Annotated in this window: 13 protein-coding genes and 1 tRNA gene; 7 read left to right on the plus strand and 7 right to left on the minus strand. The window is 68.3% G+C overall.

All coding sequences use genetic code 11. From position 1 onward, the window contains the following. Window positions 1–89: 89 nt before the first annotated feature. Together ACGHC0_RS10640 and ACGHC0_RS10645 are read right to left on the minus strand one after the other, a co-directional pair. Complete coding sequence (locus tag ACGHC0_RS10640; protein ID WP_415268180.1) at window positions 90–929, minus strand: substrate-binding domain-containing protein; 840 nt, start codon at window positions 927–929, stop codon at window positions 90–92. 48 nt (window positions 930–977) lie between these two features. Beyond that, window positions 978–1,952: a Bug family tripartite tricarboxylate transporter substrate binding protein gene (locus ACGHC0_RS10645; protein WP_026434154.1), complete on the minus strand. Its 975-nt coding sequence runs from the start codon at window positions 1,950–1,952 to the stop codon at window positions 978–980. A 104-nt stretch (window positions 1,953–2,056) separates the two neighbouring features. On the opposite strand from ACGHC0_RS10645, the gene ACGHC0_RS10650 reads away from it, so the two are divergent. After that, window positions 2,057–2,956: a LysR family transcriptional regulator gene (locus ACGHC0_RS10650; RefSeq protein WP_368355188.1), complete on the plus strand. Its 900-nt coding sequence runs from the start codon at window positions 2,057–2,059 to the stop codon at window positions 2,954–2,956. A gap of 110 nt (window positions 2,957–3,066) precedes the next feature. Here the strand turns inward: ACGHC0_RS10650 and ACGHC0_RS10655 are convergent. From ACGHC0_RS10655 to ACGHC0_RS10665, 3 genes are all read right to left on the minus strand, one after another. After that, window positions 3,067–3,156 (minus strand) — tRNA-Ser (locus ACGHC0_RS10655). Between the two features lie 100 nt (window positions 3,157–3,256). After that, complete coding sequence (locus tag ACGHC0_RS10660) at window positions 3,257–4,171, minus strand: SPFH domain-containing protein (RefSeq protein ID WP_368355189.1); 915 nt, start codon at window positions 4,169–4,171, stop codon at window positions 3,257–3,259. A 136-nt stretch (window positions 4,172–4,307) separates the two neighbouring features. After that, window positions 4,308–4,751 (minus strand): NfeD family protein, encoded by a 444-nt coding sequence (locus ACGHC0_RS10665; protein WP_368355190.1) that lies wholly within the window; start codon window positions 4,749–4,751, stop codon window positions 4,308–4,310. A 154-nt stretch (window positions 4,752–4,905) separates the two neighbouring features. On the opposite strand from ACGHC0_RS10665, the gene ACGHC0_RS10670 reads away from it, so the two are divergent. Further along, window positions 4,906–7,287, plus strand: a complete 2,382-nt coding sequence (locus ACGHC0_RS10670; RefSeq protein ID WP_368355191.1) for an Orn/Lys/Arg decarboxylase N-terminal domain-containing protein — start codon at window positions 4,906–4,908, stop codon at window positions 7,285–7,287. Between the two features lie 177 nt (window positions 7,288–7,464). Then, entirely contained in the window at window positions 7,465–8,025 is a 561-nt protein-coding gene (locus tag ACGHC0_RS10675; protein ID WP_368355192.1) for a fasciclin domain-containing protein, read from the plus strand. Window positions 8,026–8,084: 59 nt separating this feature from the next. Here ACGHC0_RS10675 and fabI read toward each other — a convergent pair whose 3' ends face one another. Then, window positions 8,085–8,882: an enoyl-ACP reductase FabI gene (gene fabI / locus ACGHC0_RS10680; protein ID WP_208942354.1), complete on the minus strand. Its 798-nt coding sequence runs from the start codon at window positions 8,880–8,882 to the stop codon at window positions 8,085–8,087. Between the two features lie 118 nt (window positions 8,883–9,000). Between fabI and ACGHC0_RS10685 the strand changes: the two genes are divergently transcribed. From ACGHC0_RS10685 to ACGHC0_RS10700, 4 genes are all read left to right on the plus strand, one after another. Then, a complete protein-coding gene (locus ACGHC0_RS10685) occupies window positions 9,001–10,812 on the plus strand; it encodes an extracellular solute-binding protein (protein WP_368355193.1) in 1,812 nt (603 codons plus the stop codon). 226 nt (window positions 10,813–11,038) lie between these two features. Next, complete coding sequence (locus tag ACGHC0_RS10690) at window positions 11,039–12,079, plus strand: microcin C ABC transporter permease YejB (RefSeq protein ID WP_368355194.1); 1,041 nt, start codon at window positions 11,039–11,041, stop codon at window positions 12,077–12,079. A 4-nt stretch (window positions 12,080–12,083) separates the two neighbouring features. Next, on the plus strand, window positions 12,084–13,175 hold the full coding sequence (locus ACGHC0_RS10695; RefSeq protein ID WP_368355195.1) for an ABC transporter permease: 1,092 nt from the start codon (window positions 12,084–12,086) through the stop codon (window positions 13,173–13,175). Between the two features lie 238 nt (window positions 13,176–13,413). Beyond that, window positions 13,414–15,111, plus strand: coding sequence for an ABC transporter ATP-binding protein (locus ACGHC0_RS10700; protein WP_368355196.1), 1,698 nt, complete (start codon window positions 13,414–13,416; stop codon window positions 15,109–15,111). A 55-nt stretch (window positions 15,112–15,166) separates the two neighbouring features. Here the strand turns inward: ACGHC0_RS10700 and ACGHC0_RS10705 are convergent, their stop codons facing one another. After that, a complete protein-coding gene (locus ACGHC0_RS10705) occupies window positions 15,167–17,455 on the minus strand; it encodes a diguanylate cyclase domain-containing protein (protein WP_415268181.1) in 2,289 nt (762 codons plus the stop codon). Window positions 17,456–17,527 lie beyond the last annotated feature (72 nt).

Raw genomic sequence — 17,527 nt, forward strand, 5'->3', positions numbered from 1 at the left:
CAGGCTCTTGGAGAAGGACAGGAGGCCGGAAGGGAAGGGCCGGGCACACCGGAAGTGCCCTCGATGCCCCGGGTTCCGTCAGGGCGCGATCAGCGGGCCGCAGCGGGCTCCATGCCGGTGCTGCGCACGATGGCCGCGGCCGCGGGGGCCGCCAGGAAGCGGATCAGGTGGCGCGCCGCCTCCGGCTCCGGCGAGCCGGTCGCCACGCCCGCCGAGAAGAACACGCGCTGCTGCACTTCGTCCGGCAGCGGGCCCACGAAATCCAGCTCCTTGAAGGGCAGCAGTTCGCTCACCTGCTGGAAGCCGATCTCGGCATCGCCGCGCAGCACGACGGCGCCGACCCGTTCGCTGTAGATCTTCTTGGCCTTGTCCTTGATCTGCTCGGCCACGCCCAGGCGCTGGAATAGCTCGGTGGACAGGTAGGTGCCGCTGGCGCTGGCCGAGTAGGCGATCGACCTGGCGTTCAGCAGGGTCTGCCGGAGGGCATCCACGGTGCTGATGTCTGGGCGGGGCGTGCCCTTGCGCACGCTCATGCCGATCATGGAGCGCGCGAGGTCCACGCGGCTGCCCGCCTGCACCTTGCCCTGCTCGATCAGCTTGTCCAGTGCCGAGTCGGCCAGGATCACGATGTCGAACTGCTCGCCCCGCGCCATGCGGCTGGGGATCGAGTCCGGCGCGTTGCCGATGGAGGCGCCGCGCGCCGTGGTGACCTTGTTGCCCGTGGCCTGCTCGTAGAGCGGCACGAGCTGGTCGTAGGCGGCCGAGAAGCCGCCGGAGGTGACGACGCGGATTTCCGCCGCCTGCACGGCCGACGGGGTCGCTGCGCCCAGGGCCAGGCTCAGCGTGAGGGCCGCGGCGCCCAGCAGCGAGCCCAGGGTGCGGCGGCGCAGGCCGGAGGCGGGCAGGGGTTTCGGAAGGGGGGCTTGCATGGTTTGTCTCCTTTTATGGTCTGTTCGAATCCGTCGTGCCAGCCGGCGTCAGTCCGCGGTGATGTTGCGCTCGCGGATGATGCGGGCCCATTTCTCGTTTTCCGCGGCGATGAACTTGCCCAGTTCCTCGCGGCTGCCGGGGGCGGCGGTCTGGCCGTGCTTGAGCAGGTTGTCGCGCACGTCGGGCGCGTTCAGCACCTTCACGAGTTCGGTGTTCCAGCGGTCCAGCAGCGCCTTGGGCGTCTTGCCGGGCGCCACGAAGGCGTACCAGTTGGTGGCGTTGAAGCCGGGGTAGGTCTCGGCGACGGTGGGCACGTTGGGCAGGTAGGCCGGGCGGGTCAGCCCGGTGGTCGCCAGGGCGACCAGCCTGCCGGATTCCAGGTGGGGCAGGGCCGTGGGCGGCGCCGCGTAGAACGAGGTGACGCGGTCGCCCAGCACGTCCTGCAGGGCCGGGGCGCCGCCCTTGTACGGCACGTGCACGGTGTTGATCTTCGCGATGTCGTTGAGCAGCTCACCCGCCAGGTGGGAGGCCGATCCCGGGCCGGTGGAGGCGAAATCCAGCTTGCCCGGCTCCCGCTTGGCGCGGGCCACGAATTCGCCCAGGGTCTTGATGCCGGTGCTGGCCGGCACGACCAGCACGTTGGGGAAGGTCACGCCCATGGTGATGGGGGCGAGGTCCTTGAGCGGGTCGTAGCCGACCTTCATGAAGTGGGGAGAGATGCTCAGCGGCCCGATGGAGCCGAACAGCAGCATGGAGCCATCGGTGGGACCCTTGGCCACCTGGGCATGGGCAAGGTTGCCACCAGCGCCCGGCTTGTTGTCCACCACCACGGTCTGGCCGATGTTTTCGCCGAGCTTCTTGGCGATCACGCGCGCTGCGATGTCGGCGGAGCCCCCTGCAGCGAAGCCGACCACCAGCGTCACCGGCTTCTTCGGGGGGAAATCCTGGGCGCTCGCTGTGGAGGCGATGAGGGAAAGTCCGGCGGCCAATGCGGCGGCCACGGTCACGGTGCGTCTTTGCATGTTGTCTCCTGGTATCTGTCTCTGGGGCCGCTCAACTCGGCAAGACCGCCATGCTAGGGAGTCGGTAATATTCTGTGAATTGCAATTTACAGAGTGACTGTTGCATGCGACGCATCAAATTCGACATGGGCGAACTGATGGCCTTCGTGGCCACGGCTGAAAAGCAAAGCTTCCGGCTCGCGGCCGATGCGCTGTTCGTATCGCCTTCCGCGCTCAGCCGGCGCGTCGAGCGGCTGGAGGCGGCCGTGGGCGCCCAGCTGCTGGAGCGCACCACGCGCCACGTCGATCTGACCGCCGTGGGCCACGACTTCCTGCGCGAGGCCCAGGCCGCGCTGGCGGGGCTGGACGACGCGGTGCAGCGCGTGGGAGACCAACTGCAACGCCGCCGGGGGCGGGTGGCCATCGCCTGCATCCCGTCCGTCGCATCGAACCTGCTGCCTCCGATCCTGCGGGAGTTCGCGGCCGGCGAGCCGGAAGTCCAGGTGCATCTCGTGGAAGACAGCGCCCGGCAGGTGCTGGATGCCGTGGTGCGGGGCGACGTGGACTTCGGCCTGGGCTTCATGGGCAGCCAGGAGCCTGCGTTGCGGTTCGAGGCCCTGGTGCGGGAGCGCTATGTGCTGGCCATGCCGAGAAGCCACCCGTGGGCGGCGCGCGAGGCGATCGGCTGGCCGGAGCTGGCGGGGCAGCGCCTGGTGTCGGTGTCGCAGCAGAGCGGCAACCGGCTGCTGCTGGACCAGGCCGTGGCCGACCTGCCGGAAAAGCCCGTGGCCTGGCACGAATGCAACCACCTGTCCGGCACGCTGTCTCTGGTGGAGGCCGGGATGGGGCTCGCCGCCATTCCGCAACTGGCGCTGCGGCCGACCCATCCGGAACTCTGCGGCGTGCCGCTCACCGATCCCGCGGTGTGGCGTACGCTGGGGCTGCTGCAGCGGCGGGACCGCGTGCTGGGGACCGTGGCGGAAGCGTTGCGGAGAAGGTTGGTGCAGGCGCACCGCGTGGCGTGAACCGGGACCGATGGCAGCGGGCATCGTGCATTGCCTCGCGCCGTGGAAACAGGAGCAGGCCCGGCACAACGAAAAAAGCCCAAGTAGTCGGACTACTTGGGCTTTGCATCTGGCGGAGAGGGCGGGATTCGAACCCGCGGTGGGGATTAGCCCACACACGCTTTCCAGGCGTGCGACTTAAACCGCTCATCCACCTCTCCGGAAGCCCGCAAGTATAGCAGTGATTCCGATGGCTACCCGCGAACTGGCGCAGGAATTTTTCGAGCAGTCGGTGGTGTCGTGCCTCGCCGCGGTCCGCGCTCAGGGCCGCTGCGTGCCCTGGACCATCTTCATGGCGGAGGCGATGAGGGTGGAGACCTCGGTCATGTTGCTGGGCACGACCAGGGTGGTGGTGGCGTCCGCGGCCACGCGGCTGTAGGCGTCCACGGCGCGCTCGGCCACCTTGAGCTGCACGGCCTGCTCGCCGCCTGGCTGGCGGATGGCGGCGGCCACGCGCTCGATGGCCTGGGCCGTGGCCTCGGCCACGGCGGTGATGGACGCGGCCTCGCCCTGGGCGTTGTTGATCTGCGCCTGCTTCTCGCCCTCGGAACGGGCGATGAAGGCCTCGCGCTCGCCGGTGGCGATGTTGATCTGCTCCTGGCGGCGGCCTTCCGATGCGGCGATGAGGGCGCGCTTCTCGCGTTCGGCGGTGATCTGCTGCTGCATGGCGCGCAGGATTTCGTTGGGCGGGGTCAGGTCCTTGATCTCGTAGCGCAGCACCTTCACGCCCCAGTTGAGGGCAGCCTCGTCGATGGCGGCCACGACCTGGGCGTTGATCATGTCGCGCTCCTCGAAGGTCTTGTCGAGCTCCAGCTTGCCGATCACGCTGCGCAGGGACGTCTGCGCGAGCTGCGTGACGGCCATGATGTAGTTGCTCGATCCGTAGCTCGCGCGCATGGGATCGGTGACCTGGAAGTAGAGGATGCCGTCCACCTGGAGCTGGGTGTTGTCGCGCGTGATGCAGACCTGGCTGGGGACATCCAGCGGGATTTCCTTGAGGCTGTGCTTGTAGGCGACGCGATCGACGAAGGGCACCAGGAAGTTGAGCCCGGGCGTGAGCGTGCCGGCGTACTTGCCCAGCCGCTCCTTGACCCAGGCGTTCTGCTGGGGCACGACCTTGATGGAGCGTGCGACGAAGATGCCGGCGATGATGAAGAGGATGAGGGCGATTTCCATGGAGTCCTTTGCTGCCCTGGAGCCGGGCGGAGAACGGGATTGAAGGAACCCTGCGCCGGGGCGCAGGCGGAAGGAAAAAAACGCGGGTGTGGCAATGCGGCCGCGTGGCCGGGCCGGAGGGCGTGGCGCGTGCCGCTCAGGCGGCCGCGTCCACCACCAGCCGGTTTCCGACCACCTCCGCCACGCGGTAGGTGCCGGGCAGGGCGGTGGCCGCGCCCGCCGGGCCGCTGCGCAGCACCACCGTCCACTGCGCGCCGCGGTAGCGCACCTGGGCCGTGCCGTCAGGGTTCCAGGCGGGCACCTGCACGGTTTCGCCGACGTCGAGGTTCACGTCGCGGTTGCTCGCGGCGGGCTGCACGGCGGCCATGCGGCGGCGGCGCAGCTGGTGGCAGGCAACGACGCCGCCCGCGCCCACGCAGGCGGCTGCCACGAGCTGCGTGGTGATCGGCAGGCCGGCGTGGGCCGCCAGTGCGCCGGCCACGAGGCCGACGGCCAGCATGAGCAGGTAGAAGGTGCCCGTCACGAGTTCGGCGGCGACCATCGCGCCGGCCATCAGCCACCAGAGGGTGGAATGCTGCATCACGGGTGTCCTCCTCGCATGTCCGTGCCCGGCGGAGCCGGTGCTTTCCCGTCCATTCTGGGTCAAATGCCGATGTCTTCAAAGGTATGACATCGTTATTCCTTACACTTCGCGCCTATTTCGTTTTTTGGGCCCGCTTGCTCGGAGGCTGTGCATGAAATTCCGCTTTCCCATCGTCATCATCGACGAGGACTACCGTTCCGAGAACACTTCGGGCCTGGGTATCCGGGCCCTGGCGCAGGCGATCGAGGCCGAGGGGTTCGAGGTGCTCGGCGTGACGAGCTATGGTGACCTGTCGCAGTTCGCGCAGCAGCAGAGCCGGGCGAGCGCCTTCATCCTGTCGATCGACGACGAGGAGTTCACGCTGGGCTCGGGGCTGGACCCGATCGTGCTGAGCCTGCGCAACTTCATCACCCAGGTGCGCCGCAAGAACGCGGACGTGCCGATCTACGTGCACGGCGAGACCAAGACCGCGCGCCACCTGCCCAACGACATCCTGCGCGAACTGCACGGTTTCATCCACATGTTCGAGGACACGCCGGAGTTCGTGGCCAAGCACATCATCCGCGAGGCCAAGAGCTACCTGGAGAGCGTGCAGCCGCCGTTCTTCAAGGCGCTGCTGGACTATGCGGAAGACGGTTCCTATTCGTGGCACTGCCCGGGCCACTCCGGCGGCGTGGCGTTCCTCAAGAGCCCCGTGGGCCAGATGTTCCACCAGTTCTTCGGCGAGAACATGCTGCGAGCGGACGTGTGCAATGCCGTGGAGGAACTGGGCCAGCTGCTGGACCACAACGGGGCCATCGGCGAATCCGAGCGCAACGCGGCGCGCATCTTCAACGCCGACCACTGCTTCTTCGTGACCAACGGCACGAGCACCTCGAACAAGATGGTGTGGCACCACACGGTGGCGCCGGGCGACGTGGTGGTGGTGGACCGCAACTGCCACAAGTCCATCCTGCACTCGATCATCATGACCGGGGCGATCCCCGTGTTCCTGAAGCCCACGCGCAACCACTTCGGCATCATCGGCCCGATCCCGCAGGCCGAGTTCGAGAAGGACGCGATCCAGGCGAAGATCCGCGCCAACCCGCTGCTCAAGGGCGTGGACGCCACGACGGTGAAGCCGCGCGTGATGACGATCACGCAGTCCACCTACGACGGCGTGCTCTACAACACCGAGACCATCAAGTCGATGATGGACGGCTACGTGGACAACCTGCACTTCGACGAGGCCTGGCTGCCGCATGCGGCATTCCACCCGTTCTACGGCAGCTACCACGCCATGGGTAAGAAGCGTGCGCGCCCGAAGCATTCCGTGGTGTATGCGACGCAGTCCATCCACAAGCTGCTGGCCGGCATCAGCCAGGCGAGCCACGTGCTGGTGCAGGATTCGCAGACGGTGAAGCTGGACCGCCCGCTCTTCAACGAGGCGTACCTGATGCACACCTCGACCAGCCCGCAATACAGCATCATCGCCAGCTGCGACGTGGCCGCGGCCATGATGGAGCCGCCCGGCGGCACCGCGCTCGTTGAAGAGAGCCTGCTCGAAGCCCTGGACTTCCGCCGTGCCATGCGCAAGGTGGAAGAGGAGTTCGGCAAGGACGACTGGTGGTTCAAGGTCTGGGGCCCCGAGAAGATGGCTGACGAGGGCGTGGGCCGCGCCGAGGACTGGATCATTCGCAGCGACGGCAAGGGCAAAAAGAACGGCAGCAAGTGGCACGGCTTCGGCCAGCTGGCCGACGGCTTCAACATGCTGGACCCGATCAAGTCCACCATCGTCACGCCCGGGCTGAACCTGGACGGCAAGTTCGACAAGACCGGCATTCCCGCGTCCATCGTGACGAAGTACCTGGCCGAGCACGGCGTGGTGGTGGAGAAGACGGGGCTCTACAGCTTCTTCATCATGTTCACCATCGGCATCACCAAGGGCCGCTGGAACACGCTGCTGGCCGCGCTGCAGCAGTTCAAGGACGACTACGAGAAGAACCAGCCGATGTGGCGGATCCTCCCGGAGTTCTGCCAGCAGCACAAGCGCTACGAACGCATGGGCCTGAAGGACCTGTGCCAGCACGTGCATGCGCTCTACGCCAAGTACGACATCGCGCGGCTGACGACCGAGATGTACCTGTCGGACCTGACGCCGGCCATGAAGCCCAGCGACGCCTATGCCCACATCGCGCACCGCAAGACCGAGCGCGTGGAGATCGACCACCTGGAAGGCCGCATCACCACCAGCCTGATCACGCCGTACCCGCCGGGCATCCCGCTGCTGATCCCGGGCGAGGTCTTCAACAAGAAGATCGTGGATTACCTCAAGTTCGCGCGCGAGTTCGCCAAGCTCTGCCCGGGCTTCGAGACCGATATCCACGGCCTGGTGGAGATCGAGGACGACAACGGCCACGTGCGCTACTACGCCGACTGCGTGACGCGGGTGGAGCAACCCAAGCCTGGCCGCCGCGGTGGCCGCAAGGACGCGCCCGACGCCGAGGACATCGTGCAGGTGGGCAGCGACGGGCCGTTCGGCCGGACGATCTGACGCCACGCACGGCGGATCGTCCCGCTCACGGAAGCCCGGTGGCGTGAAAGCGCCTCCGGGCTTTCTTGCATGGAATGGGCACAGGGCTTGATCCGGGCGGCGCCATGGCCCGTATGAGTGTGCAGCCGCACGAATCGTCGGGCGGCAGTCCACCCCAATGATCCAACGGAGACTTCCATGACCTTCCGCCTGAATGCCCGCCTCGCAGCCGCCAGCCTCACGCTCGCCCTGTCCGCAGCCGCACTGCCCGCTTTCGCTCAGGTGACCGTCGGCGGCGCGCCGATGTTCCCCACCAAGGACATCATCGACAACGCGGTGAACTCCAAGGACCACACCACGCTGGTCGCTGCCGTGAAGGCCGCGGGTCTGGTGGATACGCTCAAGGGCCCGGGTCCGTTCACGGTGTTCGCGCCCACCAACGCGGCCTTCGCCGCGCTGCCGGCGGGTACGGTGGATACGCTGCTCAAGCCGGAGAACAAGGCCACGCTGACCAAGGTGCTGACCTACCACGTCGTGCCGGGCAAGATCGACGCGGCCGCCCTGTCGAAAATGATCGCCGACGGCAAGGGCTCGGCCAGCCTGAAGACCGTGGCTGGCGGCACGCTGACGGCCAGGGCCAGCGGTTCGTCGATCGCGCTGACGGATGAAAAGGGTGGCATGTCCACCGTCACCATCCCTGATGTCTACCAGTCCAACGGCGTGATCCACGTCGTGGACAAGGTGCTGCTGCCCAAGTAAGCCCGCAGGGCTGTCCGCAACTGCCGGCACCCCATGCCGGCCGCCGCGCAGGGGCGTGCTCAGGCCAGGTTGGCGCTGTCGCGGCTGATGCCGCCGGTCTGGCTGAAGCCGCCGTCCACATACATGATTTCCGCCGTCACGCCGCTGGCGAGGTCGGACAGCAGGAAGGCCGCAGCATTGCCTACGTCCTCGATGGTCACGTTGCGGCGCAGGGGCGACGCGTCGGCCACCGTGCCCAGCAGCTTGCCGAAGTCCTTGATGCCGCTGGCGGCCAGCGTCTTGATCGGGCCGGCGCTGATGCCGTTGGCGCGCATGCCCTTCGGGCCCAGCGATTCGGCCAGGTAGCGCACGCTGGCTTCCAGGCTGGCCTTGGCCAGGCCCATGGTGTTGTAGTTGGGCACGGCGCGCAAGGCGCCCAGGTAGCTCAGGGTGAGCACGGCGGCCTTGTCGTTCAGGTAGGGCAGGGCGGCCTTGGCCATGGCGGGGAAGCTGTAGGCGCTGATGTCGTGCGCGATGCGGAACGATTCGCGCGACAGGCCCTCGAGGAAGTCTCCGGCGATCGCCTCGCGCGGCGCGAAGCCGATGCTGTGCACGAAGCCGTCGAACTTCGGCCAGGTGGTGGAGAGGTCGGCGAACATGCGATCGATCTGCTCGTCGCTCGCCACGTCGCAATCGAAGACCAGCCTGGAACCGAACTCGGCAGCGAATTCGGTGATGCGGTCCTTGAAACGCTCGCCCACGTAGCTGAAAGCCAGCTCGGCGCCCTGGGCGTGGCAGGCCCTGGCGATGCCGTAGGCGATGGAACGATTGGACAGCACGCCGGTGATGAGCAGCTTCTTGCCGGTCAGGAAACCCATGGGTTGTTCTCCAGTGAATGCGGGTAGGGGTGGCGGTCGGAAGGCTGCGCGGCGCAGCCTGTGCCAGGATGGGACGGTGGGGTGGCGAGGCGCCGCCCCCGTAGTGCAGAATTGTCGCATGCGGTTCTGGAAGATCTGTCTGCTGTGGGGAAGCTGCCTGTGCGCGGTGCCGGCGTGGGCTGCGCATGGCTATGCGCTGTGGGACGATCTCAAGTACCCGCCGGGTTTCGCCCATTTCGACTACGTCAATCCCGAGGCACCCAAGGGCGGCGAACTGCGCATGGTGAGCAACCTGCGCTATTCCACCTTCGACAAGTACAACCCGTTCACGATGAAGGGGTCGCCGCCAGCCTACCTGTCGGACCTGCTGTTCGAGAGCCTGCTCACGGGCTCCATGGACGAGACGGCCTCGGGCTACGGGCTGCTGGCCGAGGACGTTCAGGTGGCGGAAGACCGTCTCAGCGCCACCTTCCGCCTGCGGGCCGAGGCGCGGTTCCACGACGGCAGCCCGGTCGAGGCCGCCGACGTGAAGTACACCTACGAAACCCTGATCGGGCCCCATGCGTCGCCGAGCTACGCGACGCTGCTGCAGGAGGTGGCGGGGGCCGACGTGATTGACCGGCGCACGGTGCGCTTCCGCTTCAAGCACCCCAACCGCGAGCTGCCGCTCACCGTGGGTGCCCTGCCGATCTTCAGCCGCGCCTGGGGGCGCCAGGCGGACGGCAAGGCGAAGCGGTTCGACGAGATCGTGACCGACATCCCCATCGGCAGCGGCCCGTACCGCATCGGCCCGGTGGCGTTCGGCCGCGACATCACCTACGTGCGCGACCCGCAGTACTGGGGCCGCGACCTGAACGTGAACCGGGGCGCCTACAACTTCGATCGCATCACGGTCAAGATCTACAAGGACAACACTGCGCGGCTGGAGGCCGTGAAGGCCGGCGAGTTCGATTTCATGACCGTGTATTCGGCCGGCGACTGGGCGCGCCGCATCGACGGCAAGCTGTTCCGGCAGGGCGTGCTGGTGAAGACGGAGCTCAAGCACCGCCTGCCCGCGGGGTTCCAGAGCTACGTGCTCAATACGCGGCGGCCGATGCTGAAGGACCCGCGGGTACGGGAGGCGCTGGGGCTGGCGCTGGACTACGACTGGATGAACCGGCAGATGTTCTACGGCGGCTACCCGCGCGTGGTGGATCTGTTCGGGAATACCGACTGCCAGGCCACCGGCACGCCGGGACCGGAGGAACTGGCCCTGCTGGAGCCGTGGCGCGGCAAGGTGCCGGACAGCGTGTTCGGACCGATGTACACGCCGCCGTCCACCGAAGGGGAGGGGCATTCCCTGCGCGACAACCTGCGCCGCGCCCGCCAGTTGCTGGCCGATGCCGGCTGGACCTACCGCGACGGCGCACTGCGCAACGCGCAGGGCGAGCCCATGGTGATCGACTATCTCGACAGCAAGGAGGTCGGCGCGCGCACGGTGACGCCCTGGATGCGCAACCTCGAGAAGCTGGGCATCACGCTGCGCTTCACCTCGGTGGATTTCGCGCTGTACCTGCAGCGGCTGGACAAGTTCGATTTCGACATGATCACTCTCGCCTATCCCGGCACCTACAACCCGGGCCAGGACATGCTGGAGCTGTTCGGCAGCCAGCGCGCCGACGTGGAGGGCAGCAGCAACCATGCGGGCGTGAAGAGCCCGGCGGTCGATGCGCTCGCGACCGCGCTGACGCGGGCGAAATCCAAGGCCGAACTGCTGCCCGCCTGCCGCGCGCTGGACCGCGTGATCATGCACAGCCACTACCTCATCCCGCAGTGGCTGCTGTCGGCGCACCGCATCGTGTACAACCAGCAGCGCCTGGCCTACCACGCGCCCATGCCGCCCTATGCGAAAGCCGAGGAGTGGGCGATGTTTTCCTGGTGGAGCAAGTGAGGGATCACCCCCCTGAGGCGCTGCGCGCCTTCCCCCCGCTCTCGCCGTGCTGCGCACGGCGGGCAGGGGGACGACGCCGGTGGCCTGGCGAAGCCAGTTCCACGGCGCCTGCTGGCATGGCCTGCTCCGCGGCCATCGGATGGGTGATGCCGTGCCGGTTTCAGCGGGCGTGGGTGGCGCGCAGCGCCGTCGATCACTGAAGCTTTGGATTACACCGCGCGCCACCATGTTCGCCTACATCGCCAAACGCCTCCTGTTGATGCTGCCCACGCTGCTGGGCGTGCTGCTGCTCACCTTCGTCGTGATCCAGTTCGTGCCCGGCGGGCCGGTGGAACAGTACCTCGCCGAAGCCCGCACCGCGGCCGGCAAGGGCGGGGCGGGCGGGCTGGAGTCCGGCGGCATGCGCTACCGCGGCGACCAGGGCGTGGACCCGAAGCGGCTGGAGCAGATCAAGGCGCTGTACGGATTCGACAAGCCGGCGCACGAGCGGTTCTTACAGATGCTGGGACAGTTCGCCCGCTTCGACCTGGGGCGGAGCTTCTTCCAGAACAAGGAGGTGTGGGCGCTGGTGAAGGAAAAGCTGCCGGTCTCCATCAGCCTGGGGCTGTGGACCTTCTTCATCAGCTACCTGGTGGCGGTGCCGCTGGGCGTGGCCAAGGCCGTGCGTGCAGGTTCGCGCTTCGACCTGGTGACCACGCTGCTCGTCCTCGTGGGTTATGCCATCCCGGGCTTCGTGCTGGGCGTGGCGCTGCTGGTGGTCTTCGGCGGGCAACTGCAGTGGTTCCCGCTGCGCGGGCTGGTGTCGTCCAACTGGGAACAGATGGACTGGGGTGCGCGCATCGTGGACTACCTCTGGCACATCACGCTGCCGGTGACGGCGATGGTGGCGGGCAGCTTCGCGGTGACGGCCATGCTCACCAAGAACGCCTTCCTGGAGGAGATCCGCAAGCAGTACGTGCTCACGGCGCGCGCCAAGGGCCTGTCGGAAAGGCAGGTGCTGTGGAAGCATGTCTTCCGCAATGCGCTGATTCCCATCATCACGGGCTTTCCCGCGGCGTTCATCGGCGCGTTCTTCACGGGCTCGCTGCTGATCGAGACGCTGTTCTCGCTCGACGGCCTGGGCCTGCTGAGCTACGAGAGCGTGATCCGCCGCGACTACCCCGTGGTGCTGGGCACGCTCTACCTGTTCACGCTGATCGGGCTGGTCACCAAGCTCGTCAGCGACCTTTGCTATGTGTGGGTCGATCCCCGCGTGAAGTTCGACTGAGCGCATGAGTACTCCATCCCCCGACCTTTCCGCTCCGGCCGCCATGCCGTCCACGGCGGCGCCCCCGCCCGCGCCGGTGTCGCTGTCGCCCTCCCGCCGCGCGTGGATGCGCTTCAAGCGCAACCGGCTGGGCTTCTGGAGCCTGGTGGTCTTCTGCGTCCTGGTGGCCATCAGCCTGGCGGCGGAACTGGTGAGCAACGACAAGCCGCTCATCGTGCACTACGAGGGCCAGACGTATTTCCCGCTGTTCAAGACCTACCCCGAGACGACCTTCGGCGGGGACTTCGACACGCCGACCGACTACCTGGACCCGTTCATCCAGGAGCGCCTGAGCGCGGGCGGCAACTGGGCGCTCTACACGATCAACCGGTACGGCCCCAACACGCTGAACTATTTCGCGAAATCGCCCAACCCGTCCGCGCCGACTGCCGACAACTGGCTGGGCACGGACGACCGGGGCCGCGACATGCTCGCGCAACTGCTCTATGGTTTCCGCGTGAGCGTGCTGTTCGGCCTGGCGCTCACCATCACCGGGGTGGTGCTGGGGCTGGTGACGGGTGCGATCCAGGGGTTCTTCGGGGGGCGGACGGACCTGGCCTTCCAGCGCTTCATCGAGATCTGGAGTTCGATGCCCGAGCTCTACCTGCTGATCATCTTCAGCGCGCTGTTCTCCCCGAGCCTGGCGCTGCTGCTGATCCTGCTCAGCCTGTTCGGCTGGATGGGGCTGTCGGACTACGTGCGCGCGGAGTTCCTGCGCAACCGGCAGCTGGACTATGTGAAGGCCGCGCGCGCCCTGGGTGTGCCCGACCGGCAGATCATCTGGCGCCATATCCTGCCCAACAGCATGACGCCGGTCGTCACCTTCCTGCCGTTCCGCATGAGCGCGGCCATCCTTTCGCTCACGTCGCTGGACTTCCTCGGCCTGGGCGTGCCGCCCGGCACCCCCTCGCTCGGCGAGCTGCTGAACCAGGGCAAGAACAACATCGACGCCTGGTGGATTTCCATCTTCACGTTTGCCGTGCTGGTGAGCACCCTGCTGCTGCTGACCTTCATGGGCGATGCGCTGCGCGACGCCCTCGATCCGAGGAAGCAATGAGCACCACCCTGAGTCGCTGCGCGCCTCCGTGCAGCCGCCAGACGCGTCAGCCCTTCGGGCACGTCCGACCCTGCGCAGGCAGGCTCGGAGCCGCGGCCCTCAGCCCCCTCTCCCGGATTGGCCGGGAGGGGGGACACCTCCAGCGCGGCGGGGCGGCCCTTGCGCGGCGGTTGCTGGCCGAGGCCCCGCCCTGTTTGCACGCCGCGGGATATGTTGGGGAACAGAAAGCTACCCGGTCATGAGCACTGCACCTACTCGTCCATCCTCCGCTGTGCCGCTGCTGCGCGTGGAGGACCTGCGCGTGGCCTTCGGCGGCAAGGCGGTCGTGCATGGCGTGGGCTTCGACATCGGCGCGGGAGAGAAGCTGGCGCTGGTGGGCGAATCGGGATCGGGCAAGACCATCACGGCGCTGTCCCTGCTGCGCCTCGCCGCGGACGCGGAGGTGTCCGGCCGGGCCCTGCTGCAGGGGCGCGGCGGTGCGCCCGCGCAGGATCTGCTGGCGCTGCCGGAGCGCGAGATGCGCGGCCTGCGCGGCGGCGACATCGCGATGGTGTTCCAGGAGCCGATGACGGCATTGAACCCGCTGATGTCCGTGGGCCGGCAGATCGCCGAGGTGCTGCAGCTCAAGCAGGGGCTGTCGCGGGCGCAAAGCGCCGTCCAGGCGGTTGAACTGCTGGCCGCGACGGGCGTGCCGGAGCCGGCGCGGCGCGCGGGCGCCTACCCGCATCAGCTCTCCGGGGGGCAGCGCCAGCGCGCGATGATCGCCATGGCGCTGGCCAGCCGGCCGCGCCTGCTGCTGGCGGACGAACCCACCACCGCGCTCGATGTGACGCTGCGCGGCCAGATTCTGGAGCTGCTCTCGGACTTGCAGCGCCAGACCGGCATGGCGGTGCTGCTCATCACACACGACCTGCACCTGGTGCGGCGCTTCGCGGACCGGGTGGCGGTGATGGAGCGCGGTGTGATCGTGGAGCAGGGGAGCGTGGCGGAGGTGTTCTCCGCGCCCGCCCATGCCTACACCCGGCGCCTGCTGGGCAGCGTGCCGCGGCGCGACGTGGCCGAGGACGTGGGGTCCGGCGCGGTCCCGGACCCGGCCACCGGCGCCGCGCGGGCGGCGGTGCCGGCCGCGAGTGCCCGGGGCCTGCGCGTGGCCTATGCCACGCCGCTGCCCGGCCTGCGGGGATGGTTCCGGCGCGGCGAATTCGTGGCGGTGAAAGGTGCCGACCTGGTGGTCCATCCCGGCCGCACGCTGGGCGTGGTCGGCGAGTCGGGGTCGGGCAAGTCCACCCTCGCGCAGGCGCTGCTCGGCCTGCTGCCGTTCAACGGTGACCTCCAGATCGCCGGCCGGGCATGGGAGCTTCCGGTGCAGCGCAACAGCGCGGCCAACCAGGCGCTGCGCCGCAGCGTGCAGGTCGTGTTCCAGGATCCGTTCTCGTCGCTGTCCCCCCGGCTCACGGTGGAGGAGATCGTCGGGGAGGGCCTGCGGGTGCATGCGCCGCAGGAGAGCGAGGCCGGGCGGCGTGCCCGCGTGGAGGCGGCATTGGCGGACGTGGGGCTGACGCATGCGCAGTTCCCGGGGCTGCTGGGGCGCTATCCCCATGAGTTTTCCGGCGGCCAGCGCCAGCGGATCGCGATCGCGCGGGCGCTGATCCTGGAGCCGCGCCTGCTGGTGCTCGACGAGCCCACGAGCGCCCTCGACGTGACCATCCAGCAGCAGGTGCTGGTGCTGCTGCAGCGCCTGCAGAAGGAGCGCGGACTGAGCTACCTGCTGATCACCCACGACGTGGCCGTGATCCGCGCGATGGCGCACGACGTGCTCGTCATGAAGGATGGCGACGTGGTCGAATCCGGCCGGATGGCCCAGGTGCTCGATGCGCCGCGGCACCCCTACACGCAACGGCTGGTGGCGGCAGCGGGGGACGTCGGCACGGCCTGAGCCGCTGCGCCGCGGTGGAACGGACGCAGGCCCCGGAGCCGGGGCCGCACGGCGTTCAATGGGGTGGCTGTGCGTTGCCGGAGGGGGCGGGCGGGATCGCTTCGGGTTCCTGCTCGGGGCCGGAGTACATGCGGAAATGCTGCTTGCCGGCCCGCTTGGCAGTGTAGAGCGCCACGTCGGCGCTGCGGGCCAGCTCCTCGAACGTGGAGCCGTGCTGCGGGAACAGCGCGATGCCGCCGCTGAGGCCGATCTGCCGCGACTCGGCCCCCAGGTCGAAGGGGGCGTCGCACGCCGCCATGACCTTGCGGGCGACGTGGCATGCCTGCCCGGGATGTTCCACGATGGGCAGGAGCACGATGAATTCGTCGCCGCCCTGGCGGCACACGGTGTCCGAGCGGCGCACGCAGCGGGTGAAGCGCCGCGCGACCTGGACCAGCAGCAGGTCGCCCGCGTCGTGGCCCAGGGTGTCGTTCACCTGCTTGAAACCGTCGAGGTCGATGTACATCAGGGCGAGGCCGTGCCCGTCGCGGCGTGCCTGGGCGATGGCCTGCTGGGCGCGGTCCTGCAGCAGCACGCGGTTGGGCAGGTCGGTCAGCATGTCGTGCTGGGCCAGGTGGGCCATGCGGCGCGCCAGCGCCATGGCCTCGGTCACGTCCCGCAGCACCATCACCGCGCCGGTGATCTGCCCGTGCCGGTCGGTGATGGGGCTGACGCTGTTTTCCACGTCCATGCGGCGGCCGTCGCGGCAGAACAGCACGAGGCCACGCCCCGGCGGCTGGGCCTGTGCGCCGGACAGCGAGCTGCGGGCCGGATGCTCCGCATGCACGCCGTTGGCGTTGTAGAGGGGGGCGACCTCGTCGATGTCCCGGCCGGCGGCGTGGAAGGCCTGCCAGCCCGTCATCTTCTCGGCGACGGGATTGATGTAGGTCACGTGGCCCGAGGCATCCGTGCAGAGTACGGCGTCGCCGATGGACTGCAGCGTGAGGCGGACCAGTTCCTTCTCCTCGAAGAGCAGGTCTTCCATGCGCTTGCGTTCCGTGAGGTCGTCGATCTGCACGAAGATGCCCTGGGCCTGCGCTCCGTCCATGTCCGGAATGCAGGACACCATCATGTGCCGCACTTCGCCCGACGATATCGGTACCGACCGCTCGTATACCTGCCTGCGGCCCTGCAGCGCACGCTGCAGGTAAGGCCGCGCCGCCTCGCAGGCCTCGGCGGTCAGCAGGTCCTCGATGGGCCGGCCCTGGATTTCCTCCTGGGTCATGCCGAGCCAGTCGAGGTAGGCCTGGTTGGCGAAGCGGTTGCGCAGGTTGCGGTCCCAGTAGGCGACCAGCGAGGGCAGGTTGTCGAGGATGGTGCGCATGTCGTGCTGCGCGCGCTGCAGCTGCGCGGCCACGTTCTGCCGGCGCGCCAGCTCGCGTGCGAACAGCAGGGCGAGGCCGATGCATGCCGCCATGAGCAGGGCGGCGAAGGTCCCCAGGATCACCGCGTTGCGCTGCCACTTCGAGAGGATGCTGTCCACCGACTGCGCCACGGACACCACGAGCGGATAGTCACCCACCCGGCGGAAGGCGTAGAGCCTGGAGATGCCGTCCTGCGCCTCATCCTGCGGCTCGGTGAAGTGCCCTTCGCGGCCCTGCGCGAGGTGCTCCAGGTGATGGGGGGCCACCGGTTCGCCGATGCCCTGGGCCTGCGCGGGGAAGCGCGAGACCTCGGTGCCGTCCGTGCGTACGATCTCGGCCAGGCTCTGGGGCCCCAGGCCGAGCGACGCGAACAGCTCGTTGAAGTAGCTCAGCCGGATCGTGCCGACGACCACGCCGCCGAAGCTCCCGTCCCGGTTGAAGTAGGCGCGGCTCATCGCCAGGCTGTACTCGCCCGTCACCCGCCCCTGGATCGGCCGGCCGATGTATACGCCGCGGTCCTTTTCCCGCATGTGGAACTGGAAATAGTCCCGGTCGGCCAGGTTGGGCATCTTCTTCGCGGGCGTGACGCCGGCCGACACCACCACGTTGCCTCCGGGGTCTATCACCGCCACGGAACCCAGGCCCCGGGTGCGCAGCGAGTGGTCGAACAGCATGGCGTGCTGCACGTCCGGCGGCAGTCCGGCGAGGTCCGGCCGGGCCAGGGTTTCCACCACGCCCGCCAGAGAATGGTCGAAACTGTCGAGCGTGCGGCCGATGCTCTGCTCGAGCGTGCGCGCGAGCGCCGCATTGGCGTCGCGCGCGTAATTCCATTCATCGTCGCGGATGGTCAGAATGGCCCGCGCGAAGAGCGCCCCGATGCCGACCGACAGCGCGATCGCCAGCAGGAGCATTCGATAGTGCGGAGTCGGGCGCAGGGACATGTGCAGCGGGCGGCACGGGTCCGCGCGGAAACGGCTGGGGGAAGGGGGCCCGCGGCGCTGCGGGCTCCCCCG

It is taken from the genome of Acidovorax sacchari, assembly GCF_042847045.1.
GTDB lineage: Bacteria > Pseudomonadota > Gammaproteobacteria > Burkholderiales > Burkholderiaceae_C > Paracidovorax > Paracidovorax sacchari.